This is a genomic window from Cupriavidus sp. 21MJTG02-4 (genome assembly GCF_057798975.1).
The window spans coordinates 188755-205968 of sequence record NZ_JBYOJP010000002.1; the positions used below are offsets into that span (position 1 = coordinate 188755).

At 64.3% G+C, this 17214-nt stretch carries 16 protein-coding genes; 10 read left to right on the forward strand and 6 right to left on the reverse strand.

What is annotated here, in order from left to right:
- Positions 1–201: 201 nt before the first annotated feature.
- Together AC3FKH_RS04115 and mnmA are read left to right on the forward strand one after the other, a co-directional pair.
- Positions 202–693: an NUDIX hydrolase gene (locus tag AC3FKH_RS04115; RefSeq protein ID WP_483730311.1), complete on the forward strand. Its 492-nt coding sequence runs from the start codon at positions 202–204 to the stop codon at positions 691–693.
- Positions 690–1778, forward strand: a complete 1089-nt coding sequence (mnmA, locus tag AC3FKH_RS04120) for a tRNA 2-thiouridine(34) synthase MnmA (protein WP_488673166.1) — start codon at positions 690–692, stop codon at positions 1776–1778. Before AC3FKH_RS04115 ends, mnmA begins: the two co-directional genes overlap by 4 nt.
- A gap of 58 nt (positions 1779–1836) precedes the next feature.
- Here the strand turns inward: mnmA and AC3FKH_RS04125 are convergent, their stop codons facing one another.
- Entirely contained in the window at positions 1837–2451 is a 615-nt protein-coding gene (locus AC3FKH_RS04125; protein WP_488673167.1) for a glutathione S-transferase family protein, read from the reverse strand.
- A 374-nt stretch (positions 2452–2825) separates the two neighbouring features.
- Between AC3FKH_RS04125 and purB the strand changes: the two genes are divergently transcribed.
- The 8 genes from purB to AC3FKH_RS04165 all read left to right on the forward strand — a co-directional run bounded on the left by purB (position 2826) and on the right by AC3FKH_RS04165 (position 11631).
- Entirely contained in the window at positions 2826–4202 is a 1377-nt protein-coding gene (purB, locus tag AC3FKH_RS04130) for an adenylosuccinate lyase (RefSeq protein ID WP_488673169.1), read from the forward strand.
- 251 nt (positions 4203–4453) lie between these two features.
- Positions 4454–5005, forward strand: coding sequence for a cytochrome b (locus AC3FKH_RS04135; RefSeq protein WP_488673170.1), 552 nt, complete (start codon positions 4454–4456; stop codon positions 5003–5005).
- 102 nt (positions 5006–5107) lie between these two features.
- Positions 5108–5680, forward strand: coding sequence for a YceI family protein (locus AC3FKH_RS04140; RefSeq protein ID WP_488673172.1), 573 nt, complete (start codon positions 5108–5110; stop codon positions 5678–5680).
- 85 nt (positions 5681–5765) lie between these two features.
- On the forward strand, positions 5766–6356 hold the full coding sequence (locus AC3FKH_RS04145) for a YceI family protein (RefSeq protein WP_488673174.1): 591 nt from the start codon (positions 5766–5768) through the stop codon (positions 6354–6356).
- Between the two features lie 383 nt (positions 6357–6739).
- Positions 6740–8143, forward strand: a complete 1404-nt coding sequence (locus AC3FKH_RS04150) for a class I SAM-dependent methyltransferase (protein WP_488673175.1) — start codon at positions 6740–6742, stop codon at positions 8141–8143.
- A gap of 5 nt (positions 8144–8148) precedes the next feature.
- Positions 8149–9486: a sensor histidine kinase gene (locus AC3FKH_RS04155; RefSeq protein WP_488673176.1), complete on the forward strand. Its 1338-nt coding sequence runs from the start codon at positions 8149–8151 to the stop codon at positions 9484–9486.
- A 7-nt stretch (positions 9487–9493) separates the two neighbouring features.
- Complete coding sequence (locus tag AC3FKH_RS04160; protein WP_488673177.1) at positions 9494–10627, forward strand: hybrid sensor histidine kinase/response regulator; 1134 nt, start codon at positions 9494–9496, stop codon at positions 10625–10627.
- Positions 10624–11631, forward strand: a complete 1008-nt coding sequence (locus AC3FKH_RS04165) for a response regulator (RefSeq protein ID WP_488673178.1) — start codon at positions 10624–10626, stop codon at positions 11629–11631. Before AC3FKH_RS04160 ends, AC3FKH_RS04165 begins: the two co-directional genes overlap by 4 nt.
- A gap of 422 nt (positions 11632–12053) precedes the next feature.
- On the opposite strand, the gene AC3FKH_RS04170 is transcribed toward AC3FKH_RS04165, so the two are convergent.
- The 5 genes from AC3FKH_RS04170 to tgt all read right to left on the reverse strand — a co-directional run bounded on the left by AC3FKH_RS04170 (position 12054) and on the right by tgt (position 17197).
- Positions 12054–12332, reverse strand: coding sequence for a ribbon-helix-helix domain-containing protein (locus tag AC3FKH_RS04170; protein ID WP_488673179.1), 279 nt, complete (start codon positions 12330–12332; stop codon positions 12054–12056).
- 165 nt (positions 12333–12497) lie between these two features.
- Positions 12498–13469, reverse strand: a complete 972-nt coding sequence (gene secF / locus AC3FKH_RS04175) for a protein translocase subunit SecF (RefSeq protein WP_488673181.1) — start codon at positions 13467–13469, stop codon at positions 12498–12500.
- Between the two features lie 24 nt (positions 13470–13493).
- Complete coding sequence (secD, locus tag AC3FKH_RS04180) at positions 13494–15359, reverse strand: protein translocase subunit SecD (protein ID WP_488673183.1); 1866 nt, start codon at positions 15357–15359, stop codon at positions 13494–13496.
- 196 nt (positions 15360–15555) lie between these two features.
- The gene (yajC, locus tag AC3FKH_RS04185) at positions 15556–15882 is read right to left on the reverse strand and encodes a preprotein translocase subunit YajC (protein ID WP_483709215.1); all 327 of its coding nucleotides are present in this window, start codon (positions 15880–15882) and stop codon (positions 15556–15558) included.
- A 184-nt stretch (positions 15883–16066) separates the two neighbouring features.
- Entirely contained in the window at positions 16067–17197 is a 1131-nt protein-coding gene (gene tgt / locus AC3FKH_RS04190; protein ID WP_483730298.1) for a tRNA guanosine(34) transglycosylase Tgt, read from the reverse strand.
- Positions 17198–17214 lie beyond the last annotated feature (17 nt).

Genomic DNA, 17214 nt, shown 5'->3' on the forward strand with positions numbered 1-17214 from the left:
GTCTGGCCCGTTGCGCGCCAACGGTTGTTGACACCCGCAGCGCACAATTTTTCACGCAGCTTACAGGAATCTGACCATTGTTGGTGACTGATCGGTCGGGTATTGCAAGGGTGGCGCGAGACGGTTGGACCGCCGCCGCCGCCGCGCTGCACAATGCCGGCGCAACCGGTAAAATGCCGAATTGCCTAAAAAATGTGCATCATGCCACGTGACTGGAATGCCAGCGTGACGGTTGCCGCGGTCATCGAGCGCGGCGGGCGGTTCCTGCTGGTGGAAGAAGAAACCCGTGATGGCCTGCGGCTGAACCAGCCGGCGGGCCATCTTGATCCGGGCGAAAGCCTGATCCGCGCCGTCATCCGCGAAACGCTGGAGGAGACCGCGCACACCTTCGAGCCGCGCGCACTGCTGGGCTGCTACATGGGCCGCGCGGCGTCGTCGCGCACGGATTCAGACGTGACCTATGTGCGCTTTGCCTTCACCGGCGACCTCGGCTCGCTCGACGCGGGCCGCCAGCTCGATACCGGCATCGTGCGCACCGTGTGGATGAGCGCCGACGAGATCCGCGCCTGCCCCGAGCGCCACCGCACGCCGCTGGTGCTGGCCTGCATCGACGACTATCTGGCCGGCAAGCGCTTTGCGCTTGATGCGCTCTACACGCACCCGTCCGTCCTGGCCACCGGAGACGCATTGTGAGCGGCAAGCGGGTCGTGGTCGGCATGTCGGGCGGGGTCGATTCGTCGGTGACCGCGTGGCTGCTCAAGCAGCAGGGCTATGAGGTCATCGGCCTGTTCATGAAGAACTGGGAAGACGATGACGACAGCGAATACTGCTCCACGCGGCAGGACTGGCTCGACGTGGTGTCGGTGGCCGACCTGATCGGCGTGGATGTCGAGGCCGTGAACTTTGCCGCCGAGTACAAGGACCGCGTGTTCGCGGATTTCCTGCGCGAGTATTCCGCTGGCCGCACACCGAACCCCGACGTGCTGTGCAATGCCGAGATCAAGTTCAAGGCCTTTCTCGACCACGCCATGTCGCTGGGCGCGGAAACCATCGCCACGGGCCACTATGCGCGCGTGCGGCAGAACGCGGCGGGCCGTTTCGAGCTGCTCAAGGCGGTGGACCACACCAAGGATCAGAGCTACTTCCTGCATCGCCTGAACCAGGCGCAGCTTTCGCGCACGCTGTTCCCGCTGGGCGAGATGCCGAAGACCCGCGTGCGCGAGATTGCTGCCGAGATCGGCCTGCCGAACGCGAAGAAGAAGGACTCGACCGGCATCTGCTTTATCGGCGAGCGGCCGTTCCGCGATTTCCTGAACCGCTACCTGCCGACCAAGCCGGGGCCGATGAAGACGCCCGATGGCAAGGTGGTTGGCGAGCATATCGGGCTGGCCTTCTACACGCTCGGGCAGCGCAAGGGCATCGGCCTGGGCGGCAGCCGCGACGGCAACGGCGACGCGTGGTATGTGGCGCGCAAGGACATGGCCAGCAATACGCTGTATGTCGTGCAGGGCCACGATCATCCGTGGCTGCTCACGCCCACGCTGGCCGCGGCCGACCTGTCCTGGGTGGCGGGCGAGCCGCCTGCTGCCGGTGCCGCCATGGCGGCGAAGACGCGCTACCGCCAGAGCGATGCGCCGTGCGTGGTCGAGGGGGTCGATGGCGACACGCTCAGTCTCTCGTTTGCCGAAGCGCAGTGGGCGGTGACGCCGGGCCAGTCGGCGGTGCTGTATGACGGCGATGTCTGCCTGGGCGGCGGCATCATCCAGTCGGCGCAGTAAGCGTGCCCTGAAAGCGAAAAACGCTCGCGCAAGCGAGCGTTTTTCGTTGGCGCCATGATCAGGCCGCCGGTGGTTCCGTGTCGATGAACGACTGGCGCTTGGCGAGTTTCTCGTGGTACGCCGCCAGGTTCGGATGGCGCTCGCGCCAGTGGATTTCCGGGAAGCGGAAATCCAGGTAGGACAGCGCACAGCCTACGGCCACGTCGGCGAGCGAATAGTGGTTGCCGCTGCACCACGGGCGATCGGCCAGGTCGTTCGACATGGCGGCCAGTGCGGCGTCGATCTTGCCAAGCTGGCGCTGCACCCAGCGCTCGCTGCGCTCGTGCGGTTCGCGCTGGGTGTTTTCCAGGCGCGCCAGCAGCGCGGCATCGAGCAGGCCATCGGCCAGCGCTTCCCAGCAGTGCACTTCCAGGCGTTCGCGGCCGCCTTGCGGAATCAGGCGGCTGACCGGCGTCAGCGTGTCGACGTATTCGACAATCACGCGCGAGTCATAGATCGAGCTGCCGTCCTCCATGACAAGGCAGGGCACCTTGCCGAGCGGATTGTATTGGCCGATCACCGTATCGGCTGACCAGACATTCTCTTCGATCAACTGGTAGTCGATCTTCTTTTCCGCCATCACTACGCGCACCTTGCGCGCGTAGGGACTGGTCTGGGACGCGAACAGCTTCATTTTCTCCCCTCGAGCTTGTTATGAAGTGCATCGACGCTCGGCGGCAAGCGGCGCAGGAGCCCCTGGCTTTCAACGCTTGCCCGATGCACTTCATAACAGGCTAGTGGAATGGCGAGCGCGAGTATACCCGCGCCGCATGGCGAATGAGGCCTCGCGCACGGATGTCCCATGGCCATGCTGTAGCGTTGCCCCGGGACGGCGGCATGGGTGGTAAAATCGCCCGTTGCGCGGCGCCGGCCCGTCAGCGCCGTTCTCCGCGGAACCCACGCGGTGCGGCGCATCGGCCGCTTGCCAGTTGCCCGCGGGGTGCCTCCCACGCCTGGCGCGCCTGCGATCCATCCCGTACTCGCCCTCATTTTTCCCCGGTTGCCAGCATGTCCACCTCTTCGCTTTCGCCGCTCACCGCCCTGTCCCCCATCGATGGCCGCTATGCCTCCAAGGCCGATGCGCTGCGCGAATGGCTGTCCGAAGCGGCCTTCATGCGCAACCGCGTCAAGGTCGAAGTGCACTGGCTGATCGCACTGGCCCAGGCCGGCCTGCCCGACATGCCGAAGTTCTCCGCAGCCTCGGAAGCCGCGCTGCTGGCGCTGGTCGATAACTTCTCCGAAGCCGACGCGGCCCGCATCAAGGAAATCGAGGCCGTCACCAACCACGACGTCAAGGCGGTCGAGTACTGGCTAAAGGAGCAGGTCAAGGGCAACGCCGAACTGGAAGCGGCCAGCGAGTTCATCCACTTCGCCTGCACTTCGGAAGATATCAACAACACCTCGCACGGCATGATGCTCAAGGGCGCCCGCGAAGGCGTGGTGGTGCCGGCGCTCAAGCGCGTGCAGGCCCGCCTGGTGGAACTGGCCAAGGCCAACGCCGCCCAGCCGATGCTGTCGCGCACCCACGGCCAGCCGGCCAGCCCGACCACGCTCGGCAAGGAAATGGCCAACGTGGCCGCGCGCCTGGCGCGCGCCATCGAGCGCATCGAACGCGTGGAGCTGCTCGGCAAGATGAACGGCGCCGTGGGCAACTACAACGCGCACCTGTCGGCCTACCCGACGTTCGACTGGGAAGCGTTTTCGAAGCAGGTCATCGAAACCCGCCTGGGCCTGACCTTCAACCCGTACACCATCCAGATCGAACCGCACGACTACATGGCCGAGCTGTTCGACGCCGTGGCGCGCGCCAACACCATCCTGCTGGACCTGAACCGCGACATCTGGGGCTATATCTCGGTCGGCTACTTCAAGCAGAAGACCAAGGCCGGCGAGATCGGCTCGTCGACCATGCCGCACAAGGTCAACCCGATCGACTTCGAGAACTCGGAAGGCAACCTGGGCCTGGCCAATGCGGTGCTGCGCCACCTGTCGGAGAAGCTGCCGGTGTCGCGCTGGCAGCGCGACCTGACCGATTCGACCGTGCTGCGCAATATCGGCGTGGCCTTCGGCTACAGCCTGCTGGCCTACGAGGCCTGCCTGCGCGGCCTGGGCAAGCTGGAAACCAACCCGGAACGCCTCAACGAAGACCTCGACAACTGCTGGGAGGTGCTGGCCGAGCCGGTGCAGACCGTGATGCGCCGCTTCGGCGTGCCCAACCCGTACGAGCAGCTCAAGGAGCTGACGCGCGGCAAGGGCATCTCGCGCGAGGCGCTGCAGACGTTCATCACCGGCCTGGCCATTCCGCAGGACGCCAAGGACCTGCTGCTGGCCATGACGCCGGCGAGCTACATCGGCAAGGCTATCGTTCTGGCCGAGCGGATCTGACGCGCCTCTCCGCTTGAAGCAAGAAAGCCACCCGATCGGGTGGCTTTTTTGCTTGTTTTGAAGGAAAGGGCAGGGGCGCGCCCTGCGACAGAATGCCACTTCAAATCATTTGAATAACTTAATTAAGGACTGTCCTGCATGCGCGCACACTCCGCCGCAATAATGCGAGAATCTGAAGCGCGGGGCCAGATTTCCCGTTGCAGACTTGCCCAAAGATTGTGAAATGCCCGCGACAAGGGCTGAGGAATTTGATGCGTTCGAACGCTACTGCTACCGGCTACGGTGCCACGGCCATCGGCCTGCACTGGATCATTGCCTTGCTGATCTTCGCCGCCTTCGGGCTGGGCTGGTACATGACCGGCATCCCCGGGCTGACGCCAACCAAGCTCAAGCTGTTCTCGTGGCACAAATGGCTCGGCGTGACCGTGTTCATCATCGCCGTGCTGCGCGTGCTCTGGCGCGCCACGCATGCCGCGCCGCCGGTCGCACCGGGTACGCCGGCGTGGCAGGCCAGGGCCGCCGCGGGCGCCCATCACCTGCTCTACGTGCTGATCATCGTGGTGCCGGTCACGGGTTACCTGTACAGCCTGGCCGCGGGCGTGCCCGTGGTCTACCTGGGCCTGTGGAAGATGCCCGTGCTGATCGAGGCCAATGAAGAGCTCAAGGCCGTCTTCAAGGTCGCGCATGTCGCGCTGAACTACCTGATGGCGGGCGTGGTGACGGTGCACGCGGCCGCTGCCATCAAGCACCAGGTCGTCGATCGCGACGGCACGCTTGGCCGCATGCTGCCGTTCCTGCGCTAGGCCTCGCGACCGGAGCAGGTCGCTCCGGTCGTTGCTGTTCGGGAAATCCCATTTCGGTTCTGATGCGCGGCGCAGCGCGCCGCCCACTGACAGGAGTCATTGATGAAACGCATTCCCCGCCCCGGTTCGCTGCTGCTGGCCGCCGTGCTGGCCACCACCGGAGTCGCCGCCAACCTTGCCTGGGCGCAGATCGACACCGCCAAGAGCTCTGTGACCGCGGTGGCGCGCCAGATCGGCGTGCCCATGGAAGGCAAGTTCAAGAAGTTTGACGCCAACGTCGACTTCGATCCCGCCAAGCTGGCGACGTCGTCGGCCAAGGTCGAGATCGACGTGTCGAGCTTTGAGATCGCCGACGCCGAGACCACCAAGGAAGTGAAGGGCAAGGACTGGTTTGACGCGGCGAAGTACCCGAAGGCCGTGTTCCAGTCCACCAGCATCAAGAACGGCACGCCGGGCAAGTACGAGGTGGCCGGCAAGCTGACCATCAAGGGCAAGACCCAGGACATCGTCATCCCGGCCACGTATCGCCAGGACGGCGCTGCCCAGGTGTTCGAAGGCGTGCTGCCGATCAAGCGCACGGCCTTCAATATCGGCGACGGTGAATGGAAGGATACTTCCGTGGTCGCCGACGACGTGCAGATCAAGTTCCATATCGTGACGGCAGCAAAGAAGTGAAGGCCGGCTGCGCCGGTCTTCTCGAACTGAACAGCTGTTGCCATTCCCGTTGATGTTCCTCTCCAACCTTTTGTCGGGAGATCCCATGAAACTGCGTACCCTCATGACCGCCGTGGCGGCCGTTGCTGCAACCGCCGCCTTCGGCGTGGCTTCGGCCAACACCGTGACCTATAACCTCGATCCGACCCACACCTACCCGAGCTTCGAGGCCGACCACCTCGGCGGCCTGTCGACCTGGCGCGGCAAGTTCGAGAAATCCAGCGGCGTGGTCACGCTGGACCGCGCCGCCAAGAGCGGCACGGTGGACGTGAAGATCGATCCGGCCTCGATCGACTTTGGTAATTCCAAGCTGAACCAGCACGCCAAGAGCCCGGACATGTTCGATGTCGAGGCCTTCCCGGAAGCGAGCTACAAGGGCAAGTTCAGCAAGTTCAAGGGCGATGTCCCGACCGAAGTGGAGGGCGTGCTGACCCTGCGCGGCGTATCCAAGCCGGTCAAGCTGGAAATCCGCGACTTCAAGTGCATCCAGCACCCGATGCTCAAGCGCGAGGCTTGCGGCGCCGACGCGGTTGGCCAGTTCAACCGTGCCGACTTCGGTCTCGACTATGGCGTGAAGATGGGCTTCAACCCGCAGGTCAAGCTGGCGATCCAGGTCGAAGGCGTCCGCGCGGAGTAATACCCGGGGCTGCAGCCCAATTTGAGAAGGCCGGCCTTGCCGGCCTTTTTTAGTTGCCGCATGCTTGCCCACACTTGTACTCGGGAGTACGGGGGGACGTTTCATCCACTTGGTTGTATGGGCCGCTCTTGCCACAGTACAATGGCTCGCAGCAAATTGTCTTGAATCAGATTCTTCCCGATCCAGGCAGGAAACCGGGGCGCGTACCGCCGGTGACCAAGCCTCCAACAGGCATTCGCGCACCCGACATGAGCATTCGCTGTACATTCCGAAAACGGTAGCCGTCTCCGCGACCCTGTCGCCCCTCCTGTGCTGTACCTGGCCATCCGGTCCGTCCGGCTGCATGGCCACCAGCCTTTCTCGGATTTCCCTGGCGTAATACCGTGTATTCCAAAACGCAAATCGATCCGGTAGTCAGCTTTCGCAACTCGCAGGGCGAGCAGGTGCGGGGCACGATCATCAATCTCCAGAGAAAGTCTCTGGTGATGGAAATCTACAATCCGTATTCGATCGTGCAGGTCAGCGAGGTGCTGAGCGAACTCAGCATCCGCATGGGGCCCAAGAACGCCTATCTCGGCAAGGCCGTGGTGATGAGCCTGGTGAATACCGGCCTGACCGCGGTCGTGTCGCTCACGCTGATCGACGAGTGGCTGGAGCTGAGCAACCTCGACAACGAGCCGAATTCGGTCGCGCGCGAGTCGCAGCGCTTCGTGCAGGACTGGAACGAGCGTTTCAATATCCGGCGCGACTACCAGATCGTGGTCAACGAAATGCGCGCGTTCCTGTCGGAGGTTTCGCGCTGGGTCGAGCAGGTCGACATGTCCAGCGCGTTGCCCAAGGAGGGCGATACGCTGCGCATGGACGTATTCGAAGAGCTGGCCACGCCGATCGCCCTGAAGATACGCCACTATTCCGCCGTGCTCGATGGCGAAGCCGCGAACGTGCCGGAAGAGCAGACCGTGATGCACCGCACTTTCACGCAGGCGGCGCTGCATCCCTTGCTGCTGCGCTCCCCGTTCGTGTTTCGCACCTACACCAAGCCGCTCGGCTACGCGGGCGACTATGAGATGGTGAACCAGATCCTCTCGGATCCGCGCGAGGGCCCGAACACCTATTTCCAGATCGTCAACGCGACCTTCCTGCAGTCCTCCGTGGCCGCTGCCCACCGCAACCGCATCGACCTGCTGGTCGATTTCCTGGTGCGCGTGGCCGAGCAGGCCAAGGCCGCGGGCAGGCCGTTTCGCCTGCTTAATGTCGGTTGCGGGCCCGCGGTGGAGATCCGCCGTTTCATTGCCGAGTACCCGGAACCGCAGTGGCTGTCGTTCCAGCTGCTCGACTTCAGCGAGGAAACGCTGGATTACACCCGCGCGCGCATCGATGAAAGTTGCCGGCTGGCCGGTGTGAAGGTCGATGTCGAATACGTCCATCACTCTGTGCATGAGCTGCTCAAGCGGCGCATCGAGATTGATCCGTCGCTGCGCGAGTTCGACGGGGTCTATTGCGCTGGCCTGTTCGACTACCTGTCGGATCGCGTTTGCGCGCGCCTGCTTAATTATTTCTCGTCGCGCACGCATCCCGAGGGGCGCATCCTGGCCACTAACGTTCACGTCAACAATCCGGAACGGTACAGCATGGAACATATGCTGGAGTGGTACCTGATCTATCGCGATGAGGCGGGCATGCAGGCGCTGCTGCCCTCCAACACGCGTGACGGCCGCACGTACGTTGATGTCACCGGCGTCAATGTGTTCGTCGAAGCCGTCGTGACCGATCCGGCCAAGGCCTGACCACCATGTTGAAACGGACTGCAGGGCAGTATTCCCGGTACGAGGCCGAGCTGGGCGACTTCCGCCTGATCTCGAGCCGGGCCGGCGCGCTGACGGCCATCGTGCTGGTGATGGCTGGCGTCGGACTCGACTACGGCATCTATCCCGGCCACCAATTGCAGTTCTTCGTGGCACGCCTGGTCGTCTCGGTATTGATCGGGCTGATTTTCCTGCTGCTGGTGAAGGGGGCCGGACGGCGCTTTGTCCAGCCGCTCACGTTGGCCTGGCTGCTGCTGCCGCAGGTGATGATCGCCTGGATGATTGCCACGACCGACGGCGCTTCCTCGATCTACTATGCGGGACTGAACCTTGTCATCTTCGCGGTCGGCATAGCGATGCCCATGGGCCTGTGGCAGACCGTCGGCTTTGGCGCGGTGACCTATCTGCTGTACTTCGTGGCCTGCCTGGTCCATCCCGAAGGCCTGGCACAGAATGGGCACTTCCTCGTCAATTCGCTGTTCATCGTGTTTTCGATCGTGGCCAGCGCCGTGTACACGTTCATGAACGAGCGCGGGCACTTTCACCTGATCCGGCTCAAGCAGGAGCTGGCGGGCAAGAACGAGGAACTGGCCGACATCAACCGCCGGCTCGCGGACATCAAGGGCCAGATGCTGCAGCAGGAAAAGATGGCGGCCATCGGTACGCTCGCGGCAGGCCTGCTGCATGAGGTGAACAATCCGGTCAACTTCTGCCTGATGGCCATCGAGGTGGCCATGGAAGAGCCGCAGGCCAAGGAAAATCCGTCGCTGGAGGAATGCCTGGTCGATGCCAAGCAGGGCATGCAGCGCATCCAGCATATCGTGTCGGACCTGAAAACCTTCGCCTACCGCAAGCCCGGGGCCGAGGTCGAAGGCACGCCGTTCCTGTTCGAGAAGGCGCTCGATTCCTCCATCCGCCTCACGGCCCACGAGCTGCGAGGCGTCAAGGTGACGCGCGAACTGCCCGATGACACGTTGGTGCTCGGCGACGAAGCGGCCGTCATCGGCGTGCTGATCAACCTGTTCTCCAATGCCGCGCTGGCGATGCGCAAGGCAGGCACGGTGGCGCCGGCCATCCATACCACGATCCGTTGGGTGGAAAGCCGCCTGCATGTGCGAGTCCAGGACAACGGCCCGGGCATTGCGCCGGAGAACCTGGCGCGCGTGTTCGAGCCGTTCTTTACGACGCGCGACGTAGGGCAGGGGCTGGGGCTGGGCCTGTCGATCAGCTATGCGGTGATCGAGCGGCACGGTGGCCAGCTGTTTGCCGAGAGCGAATTCGGCAAGTGGGCCGCCTTCAGTTTCGACCTGCCGCGCGCGGAGTGATCTGGCCATGAGCGAAGTCCAGCAGGCACGGCCGACCGTGCTCTACGTCGACGATGAAGACATGGCGCTCAAGTACTTTGCGCGCGCCGTGGGCAACGAGTATGAAGTCCTGACCGCCGCCGGCGCCGACGAGGCGATCGACATTCTGCGTGGCGCCGGCGCGCGCACGGCCATCCTGGTCACCGATTTCCGCATGCCGGGACGGGACGGCGGCGACCTGTTGCGCCAGGTGGCCGAGGAATTCCCGCAGATCGTCCGGATTCTCGTCACGGCGTATGCCGACAAGGACGTGCTGCTGCAGACCGTCAACAGCGGCGAAGTGTTCCGCATCCTGGAAAAGCCGCTGAGCGTCGGCGATGTGCGCAACGTCCTGCGCCTGGCCGTGGAGCGCTCGCGCGAGCGGGCGCTGCGGCAGCAGCGGCTGATGGCGATCGACGAAACGCTGGCCTTCCTGGCCCACGAGCTGAATACGCCGCTCGCGGCCATTGCCAATTTCGCGCGCGGCATCGAGGGGCGCGTGACGGCCGAATACACCGCGCAGCGCCAGGGCGAGATCGGCCAGGCCGCCAGCGCCATGCGCGACAACGCCCAGTATTGCCTGGCGGTGCTGTCGTCGTTCCTGCAATCGGTGCGCAGCAGCGCGGGCAGCACGCCGGCGCGGCAGGAGCCGGGCACCGAAGTGAGCGCGGGCGCGCTGGTCGCGTCGCTGCTCGATAGCTATCCGTTCAATGCCGACCAGCGCAACTGGGTCCAGGTGGAGATACACGGCGATTTTCCCGTGCAGACGCTGCCCAACTGCGTGGCGCTGGTGCTTTCCTCGGTCATGAGCAATGCGCTGCGCGCGCTTGGCGACGTCGGTGCGCCCCTGCTGCGCTTTGTCGTGGTGTCGAAGCCGCGGCAGGAGATCCGCATCTGCGACAACGGGCCGGGGATTCCGCCCGAGGTGATGGAGCGCCTGCTGGTGGACCCCGTCACCACTCACGCGGGGGCCGGCGGCAGCGGCCTCGGCATGATTTTCTGCAACCGCGTCATGCAGTCGTTTGGCGGCGGCATCCGGATCGCCTCAGCGTCCGGAGCCGGCACGACCGTGACGCTGGACTTCCCAAATTTCAAGAATCGAATGAACAGGAGTGACCGATGAACGAACCGAATGCCACCCAGGCACCACCCCCGGCGATTCTGTTCGTCGACGACGAAGCCACGGCCGTGAAGTATTTCCAGCGCGCGATCGGCGCGCTGGCCCCTGTGGTGACCGCCGGCTCGGTGGAGGAGGGCAAGGCACTGCTCGAGGCGCACGCCGACAGCCTTGCGGTACTGGTGTCCGACCAGCGCATGCCGGGCGAGTATGGTAACGAGCTGCTGCGCCATGCGCGCGAGCGCTATCCCCATATCGTGCGGATCCTGACCACCGCGTATTCGGAACTGGACCAGACCGTCGAGGCCGTCAACCAGGGGCAGATCCACCGCTACATCAAGAAGCCGTGGGACATCACCGCGCTGCGCATGGAACTGAAGCAGGCGCTGGAGATGGCCGGCCTGCGCAAGGAGCGCGACCAGCTCGTGCGCGAAAAGCTGAGCGTGCTGCAGACCCAGACCGTGGCCACGCGCATCGGCATGATCCACGCGCTGTGCGCGAGCCTGATCGGCCCGGGCCGCTTCCAACCCGTCGAGACCTACCTGGCCGGCACGGAGCTGGGCGGCGCGCGCAATGCCGAACCCGACTGGCAGCGCATGGACTATGCCGACCTGGTGGGCGCCGAGAGCGAGCGCAGCGGCACCTTCGGCCATGCCGTGGGGACGCAGCTGGCGGCTTTGCGCACGCGCCATGCCGGGCGCGGCGCCGCCGATGCGCTGCAGGTCGTGGCCGAGGCGCTGGGCGACAGCACCGTGCGCCGCGAAGGCGAGACGGTGGTATGGACCGCACCGTCCGCGCTCAGCGAATTCCTGGCCAAGCCGGTGGGCGAGGCGGTTTCTGCGCAGCACGCGGCGTGGCTGGCCAGCCTACTGTGGCTCGAAGAAGCCGGCGGCGCGCTGCAGTTCACGCGCGAAGGCGAGACCATTGCCTGCCGTGCCGGCACACGCACGGCCAGCTTTTCGACGGACCGGCTGGCGATCTGGATCGAGCGGTTTTCGGAACGGGGGTGAGGCTGTGCTGTGATCGGAGGCGTGCTGCCGTCACGGATCATGACAGGAGCGGGATCAGCCGTATGGGCTGGTCCCGTTTTTCATGGATGAGGGGGCTGGCCAATGCTGACGGATTAGTCGTCCGCTCCCAGCTCCGCCTCGTAGTTCCGGCCACCATGGAACAGGCCGGTAATGAATACCTGGTCCCCTTCCACCAAGTACGCAATCACTGTGCGCCCCCGATAGTGGGTGATGCGCAATCCTGGCTGAAGGTCATGGCGCATGGTGCGCCGATGCGGAAAGGTAGTGAGGCTCTCGCAATAGCCGACGATTGCATCCGTGTTGCGCAGCGACCGCCGCGGAGCCGGATTCATCGGCGATGTAGTGGAACAGCTCGCCAAGCCGTTCTTCGAACTCCGGCGTAAAGATGACCTGACAGGATCTCATCCTTCGCGGGTCTTCTGGGCAAGTTCTTCAGCCAGACGGGAACGGATTTCACTTGCCGTCCGGCCGCGCGATGAATCCGCCTTAATGGCCTCATAGGCTGGAACGACCTCTTCGCGCAGCCAGTTCTCCACGGTCCGGTCACGAGCGAAGAGTGCGCGAAGGCCATCTCGAATCACCTCGCTCTCGCTGGCGTACTCCCCGCTACGCACCCTTTCCTTGATGGCCTGGGCCATTTCGGTCGGAAGGGTGACGCTCAGTTGTTGAGTGGTCCGCATGGCACCCTCCTTGCGTGAGTAGGATTTAATCCTACTCTTGGACTCTGGCGCCGCCCAGTTTCACGACACCAGTCCCGCCGGTACAAGATCACTAATCCACCCGCAATGAAGAGCAAAAAAAAAAAGCGCACCCAAAGGTGCGCCTTTTTTTGTCCAGCGTCAGGCTCAGGCCTGCGCGCCGTAGTTCGGATCATCGCGATCCGTGCCTCCGGCCTTCTTGTCGCCCTTGACCAGGTCTTCGCGCTTGACGCCAAACCACATGGCCAGCGCCGCGGCAACGAACACCGACGAGTAGATACCGAACAGGATACCGACCGTCAGCGCCAGGGCGAAGTAGTGCAGGGTGGGGCCGCCGAAGAAGAACATCGACAGCACCATCATTTCGGTCGAGCCGTGGGTGATGATGGTCCGCGACATCGTGCTGGTGATCGCGTGGTCGATGACCTCGTGCGTGGTCATCTTGCGGTACTTGCGGAAGGCCTCGCGGATCCGGTCGAAGATCACTACCGACTCGTTCACCGAGTAGCCGAGCACCGCCAGGATAGCCGCCAGCACCGACAGCGAGAATTCCCACTGGAAGAACGCGAAGAAGCCCAGGATGATCACCACGTCGTGCAGGTTGGCGATGATGCCCGCCACCGCGAACTTCCACTCGAAGCGGAACGACAGGTAGATCACGATGCCGATCACCACGCACAGCAAGGCCAGCAGGCCGTCGGTGGCCAGTTCCTTGCCGACCTGCGGGCCGACGAACTCCACGCGTTGCAGCTTGACCTCAGGCGTGGCCGCCTGCAATGCGCCCATGACCTGCTCGCTCTGCTGGGCCGAGGTGACGGGCTTGCCGTCCGGGCCCTTCTGCAGCGGCAGGCGGATCATCACGTCGCGCGAGGTGCCGAAGTTCTGCACCTGCACGTCGGTATAGCCGAGCTTGCCCACCTGGCCGCGGATCTTTTCGAGATCGGCCGCCTGCTGGTAGTTGACCTCCATCACCGTGCCGCCGGTGAACTCGATCGACAGGTGCAGGCCCTTGTGCCACAGGAAGAATACGGCGGCGGCAAACGTCAGGAAGGACACCACGTTGAAGATCAACGCGTGCTTCATGAACGGAATGTCGCGCCGGATGCGGAAGAATTCCATGATGTTGTCCTGATGTATCCGTGCTTACTTGGCGACCGGGGTGTCCGCACCCGGTTTCCAGATCTGGCCGATGGCCACGCTTTGCAGCTTCTTCTTGCGGCCGTACCAGAGGTTGACCAGGCCGCGGTTGAAGAACACCGCCGAGAACATCGAGGTCAGGATGCCCAGGCAGTGCACCACGGCAAAGCCGCGCACCGGACCGGAGCCGAAGGCCAGCAGCGCCAGGCCCGCGATCAGCGTGGTGACGTTGGAGTCCAGGATGGTGGCCCAGGCGCGCTCGAAGCCGACGGCGATCGCCATCTGCGGCGAGGCACCCGCGCGCAGTTCCTCGCGGATACGCTCGTTGATTAGCACGTTGGCGTCGATGGCCATGCCCAGCACCAGCGCGATTGCGGCAATGCCCGGCAGCGTCAGCGTGGCCTGCAGCATCGACAGCACCGCAATCAGCAGCAGCAGGTTGATGCCCAGCGCCGCCACCGAGAACACGCCGAACAGCATGTAGTACAGCACCATGAACACGGCGATGGCGCCGAAGCCATAGGCGACCGAGTCAAAGCCCTTCTGGATGTTGTCCGCGCCCAGCGACGGGCCGATGGTGCGTTCCTCGATGATCTCCATGGGCGCGGCCAGCGAGCCGGCGCGCAGCAGCAGGGCTAGGTCGTTGGCGGCTTCGGTCGAGTACGAGCCAGTGATCTGGAAGCTCGAACCGAGTTCGGACTGGATCGTCGCCACGGTCAGGACTTCGCCCTTGCCCTTTTCGAACAGCACGATGCCCATCGGCTTGCCGATGTTCTCGCGCGAGACGTCGCGCAGCACGCGGCCGCCCTGGGCGTCGAGCTTGATGTTGACCGACGGGCGCTGGTTCTGGTCGAAGCCGGCCGACGCGCTTTCGATGCGGTCGCCGGTGAAGATCACCTGCTTGCGCAGGATCACCGGGGCGCCGTTGCCTTGCGTGAACAGCTCGTCGCCAAACGGAACCGGGTCGCCCGGGCGCGGGTTGCGCGGCGCGTCGGGGTCGGCCAGGCGCGCTTCCAGCGTGGCGGTACGGCCGATGATGTCCTTGGCCTTGGCGGTGTCCTGCACGCCGGGCAGCTGCACCACGATGCGGTCCGCGCCTTGCTGCTGGATCACGGGCTCGGCCACGCCAAGCTCGTTCACGCGGTTGTGCAGGGTGGTGATGTTCTGCTTGACGGCGGCGTCCTGCACGGCCTTGCGGGCGGCATCCGTAAAGGTGCCGACCACGTTGTTGCCGTCCATGGCGAAGGCGAGTTCGCGCAGGTTGTCGGCCAGGATGGCGCGCGCCTTGTTGGCGTCGTCGGCATTGCTGAAGCGCACGGTCAGCTTGTCGCCGTCGCGGTCGATGCCGCCGTGGCGAACGTTCTTGTCGCGCAGCAGGGTACGGGCATCGCCCGAAAGGCTGTCGAGCTTCTTGTCGACGGCGCCCTTCATGTCGACCTGCAGCAGGAAGTGCACGCCGCCGCGCAGGTCCAGGCCCAGGTACATCGGCAGCGCGTGCATGGCGGTCAGCCAGCGCGGCGAGCCCGAGAGCAGGTTCAGCGCGACCACGTAGGTCGGGTCGGCCGCGTCGGGGTTGAGCGTGCGCGTCAGGACGTCCTTGGCCTTGAGTTGGTCGTCGGTGGTGCGAAAGCGCGCCTTGACCGAGCCGGACTGGCCCGAAACATCGAAGAACACGCCGTCAGGCTTGAGCTGGTTCTGGGCCAGGATCTCTTCCACATGCTTCTGCATGGAAAGGTCCACCTTGACCGTAGCCTTGCCGGAGGAAACCTGCACGGCGGGCGCCTCGCCGAAGAAATTCGGCAGCGTGTAGGTGATGCCGATGGCCAGGGCCACCAGGATCACAACATATTTCCAAAGCGGATAACGATTCATCTCTGGCCAGTCATTCTGCGGTTGGCGGATTCGCCGGGGGCCCCAGGGGCACGCCGGCGGGGCCGGACCGGTTGGCAAACAGCCGCCTGGCCGCCACGGGAAGGCCTTTCAGGGGCCCACGGGCTGATCAGGCGGCTGCCAGGGCATGCACATGGGGCATGCCGGAAAAGACAAAGGGCAGTGTCGCGAACGGGAATCAGAGCGACTTCAGCGAGCCCTTCGGCAGCACCGTGGTCACGGCGTTCTTCTGCACGGTGATTTCGGTGCCTGCGGCGATTTCCAGGCTGACGTACTGGTCGGTCACCTTGGTCACCTTGCCGAGGATGCCGCCGGCCGTGACGACTTCGTCGTTCTTGGCCAGGGCTTCCAGCATGGCCTTGCTTTCCTTCTGGCGCTTCATCTGCGGGCGGATCATGATGAACCACAGCACGCCGAACATCAGGATGATGGGCAGGAAGCTCATCAGGCCACCCGCTGCGCCGCCGGCACCGGCGGTCTGGGCGAATGCATTAGAAATCAGCACGTTGATTCTCCGTCACAAAAGTCATTCAAGTAATCGACCATTCTATCACCCGACTCGGTCACGCCCCGGCATTCTAGGCCGGAATTCGGGTTTGTTCGGGTGCGTTCTGGACGACTTGCCGCTAAGGGCGGCAAGGCCGTCACAACCCCGGTATTCGACCATGCCAGGCGGGAAAGTTCTCGGCTCAGCGCGCGCCGCGCGCGCGGTCGCTGGCGAACTGGCGTCGGAAGTCGCTGAAGCGGTGCTGCTCGATCGACTCGCGCACTTCGCGCATCAGCTGGAGGTAGTAGTGCAGGTTGTGGATGGTGTTCAGGCGCGCGCCCAGGATCTCGCCGACGCGGTGCAGGTGGTGCAGGTAGGCGCGCGAGAAGTTGCGGCAGGTGTAGCAGGCGCAGCTTTCGTCGAGCGGGCGCGGGTCGTTGCGATGCGCGGCGTTCTTGATCTTGACGTCGCCGAAACGGGTAAAGAGCCAGCCGTTGCGCGCATTGCGGGTTGGCATCACGCAGTCGAACATGTCGACGCCGGCGGCCACGCCTGCCACCAGGTCTTCAGGCGTGCCCACGCCCATCAGGTAATGCGGCTTGTTGGCCGGAAGGCGCGGCGCGACGTGCTCGAGCACGCGCATCATGTCTTCCTTGGGCTCGCCCACCGACAGGCCGCCGATGGCGAAGCCGTGGAAGTCCAGCTCCGACAGGCCGGCCAGCGATTCATCGCGCAGGTCTTCAAACATGCCGCCCTGGACGATGCCGAACAGCGCATTCGGGTTGGCCAGGCGCTCGAACTCGTCGCGCGAGCGCTTGGCCCAGCGCAGGCTCATGCGCATCGACTTGGCCGCCTCTTCGTGCGTGGCAGGACGGCCCTCGATCTCGTACGGCGTGCATTCGTCGAACTGCATGACGATGTCCGAGTTCAGCGTGCGCTGGATCTGCATCGAAATCTCGGGCGACAGGAACAGCTTGTCGCCATTCACCGGCGACGCGAACGTGACGCCATCTTCGGTGATCTTGCGCAAATCGCCGAGCGAAAACACCTGGAAGCCGCCCGAGTCGGTCAGGATCGGCTTGTCCCAGCCGATGAAGCGGTGCAGGCCTTCATGCGCATTCACCACGTCCAGGCCCGGGCGCAGCCACAGGTGGAAGGTGTTGCCCAGGATGATCTCGGCGCCGATCTCGTTCAGTTCCAGCGGCGACATGGCCTTGACCGAGCCATAGGTGCCGACCGGCATGAAGATCGGCGTTTCGACCACGCCGTGGTTCAGGGTAACGCGGCCGCGGCGCGCGTTGCCGTCGGTGGTGAGGAGTTCGAAGTTGAGCATGGCGGGTTTCGGAATTC

Coding starts and splice junctions, on each gene's coding strand:
- AC3FKH_RS04165 (WP_488673178.1), top strand. CDS start 10,624: ATGAACGAACCGAATGCCACCCAGGCACCACCCCCGGCGATTCTGTTC.
- AC3FKH_RS04145 (WP_488673174.1), top strand. CDS start 5,766: ATGAAACTGCGTACCCTCATGACCGCCGTGGCGGCCGTTGCTGCAACC.
- AC3FKH_RS04135 (WP_488673170.1), top strand. CDS start 4,454: ATGCGTTCGAACGCTACTGCTACCGGCTACGGTGCCACGGCCATCGGC.
- purB (WP_488673169.1), top strand. CDS start 2,826: ATGTCCACCTCTTCGCTTTCGCCGCTCACCGCCCTGTCCCCCATCGAT.
- AC3FKH_RS04170 (WP_488673179.1), bottom strand. CDS start 12,332: ATGCGGACCACTCAACAACTGAGCGTCACCCTTCCGACCGAAATGGCC.
- secD (WP_488673183.1), bottom strand. CDS start 15,359: ATGAATCGTTATCCGCTTTGGAAATATGTTGTGATCCTGGTGGCCCTG.
- AC3FKH_RS04125 (WP_488673167.1), bottom strand. CDS start 2,451: ATGAAGCTGTTCGCGTCCCAGACCAGTCCCTACGCGCGCAAGGTGCGC.
- secF (WP_488673181.1), bottom strand. CDS start 13,469: ATGGAATTCTTCCGCATCCGGCGCGACATTCCGTTCATGAAGCACGCG.
- AC3FKH_RS04140 (WP_488673172.1), top strand. CDS start 5,108: ATGAAACGCATTCCCCGCCCCGGTTCGCTGCTGCTGGCCGCCGTGCTG.
- AC3FKH_RS04155 (WP_488673176.1), top strand. CDS start 8,149: ATGTTGAAACGGACTGCAGGGCAGTATTCCCGGTACGAGGCCGAGCTG.
- AC3FKH_RS04115 (WP_483730311.1), top strand. CDS start 202: ATGCCACGTGACTGGAATGCCAGCGTGACGGTTGCCGCGGTCATCGAG.
- AC3FKH_RS04160 (WP_488673177.1), top strand. CDS start 9,494: ATGAGCGAAGTCCAGCAGGCACGGCCGACCGTGCTCTACGTCGACGAT.
- tgt (WP_483730298.1), bottom strand. CDS start 17,197: ATGCTCAACTTCGAACTCCTCACCACCGACGGCAACGCGCGCCGCGGC.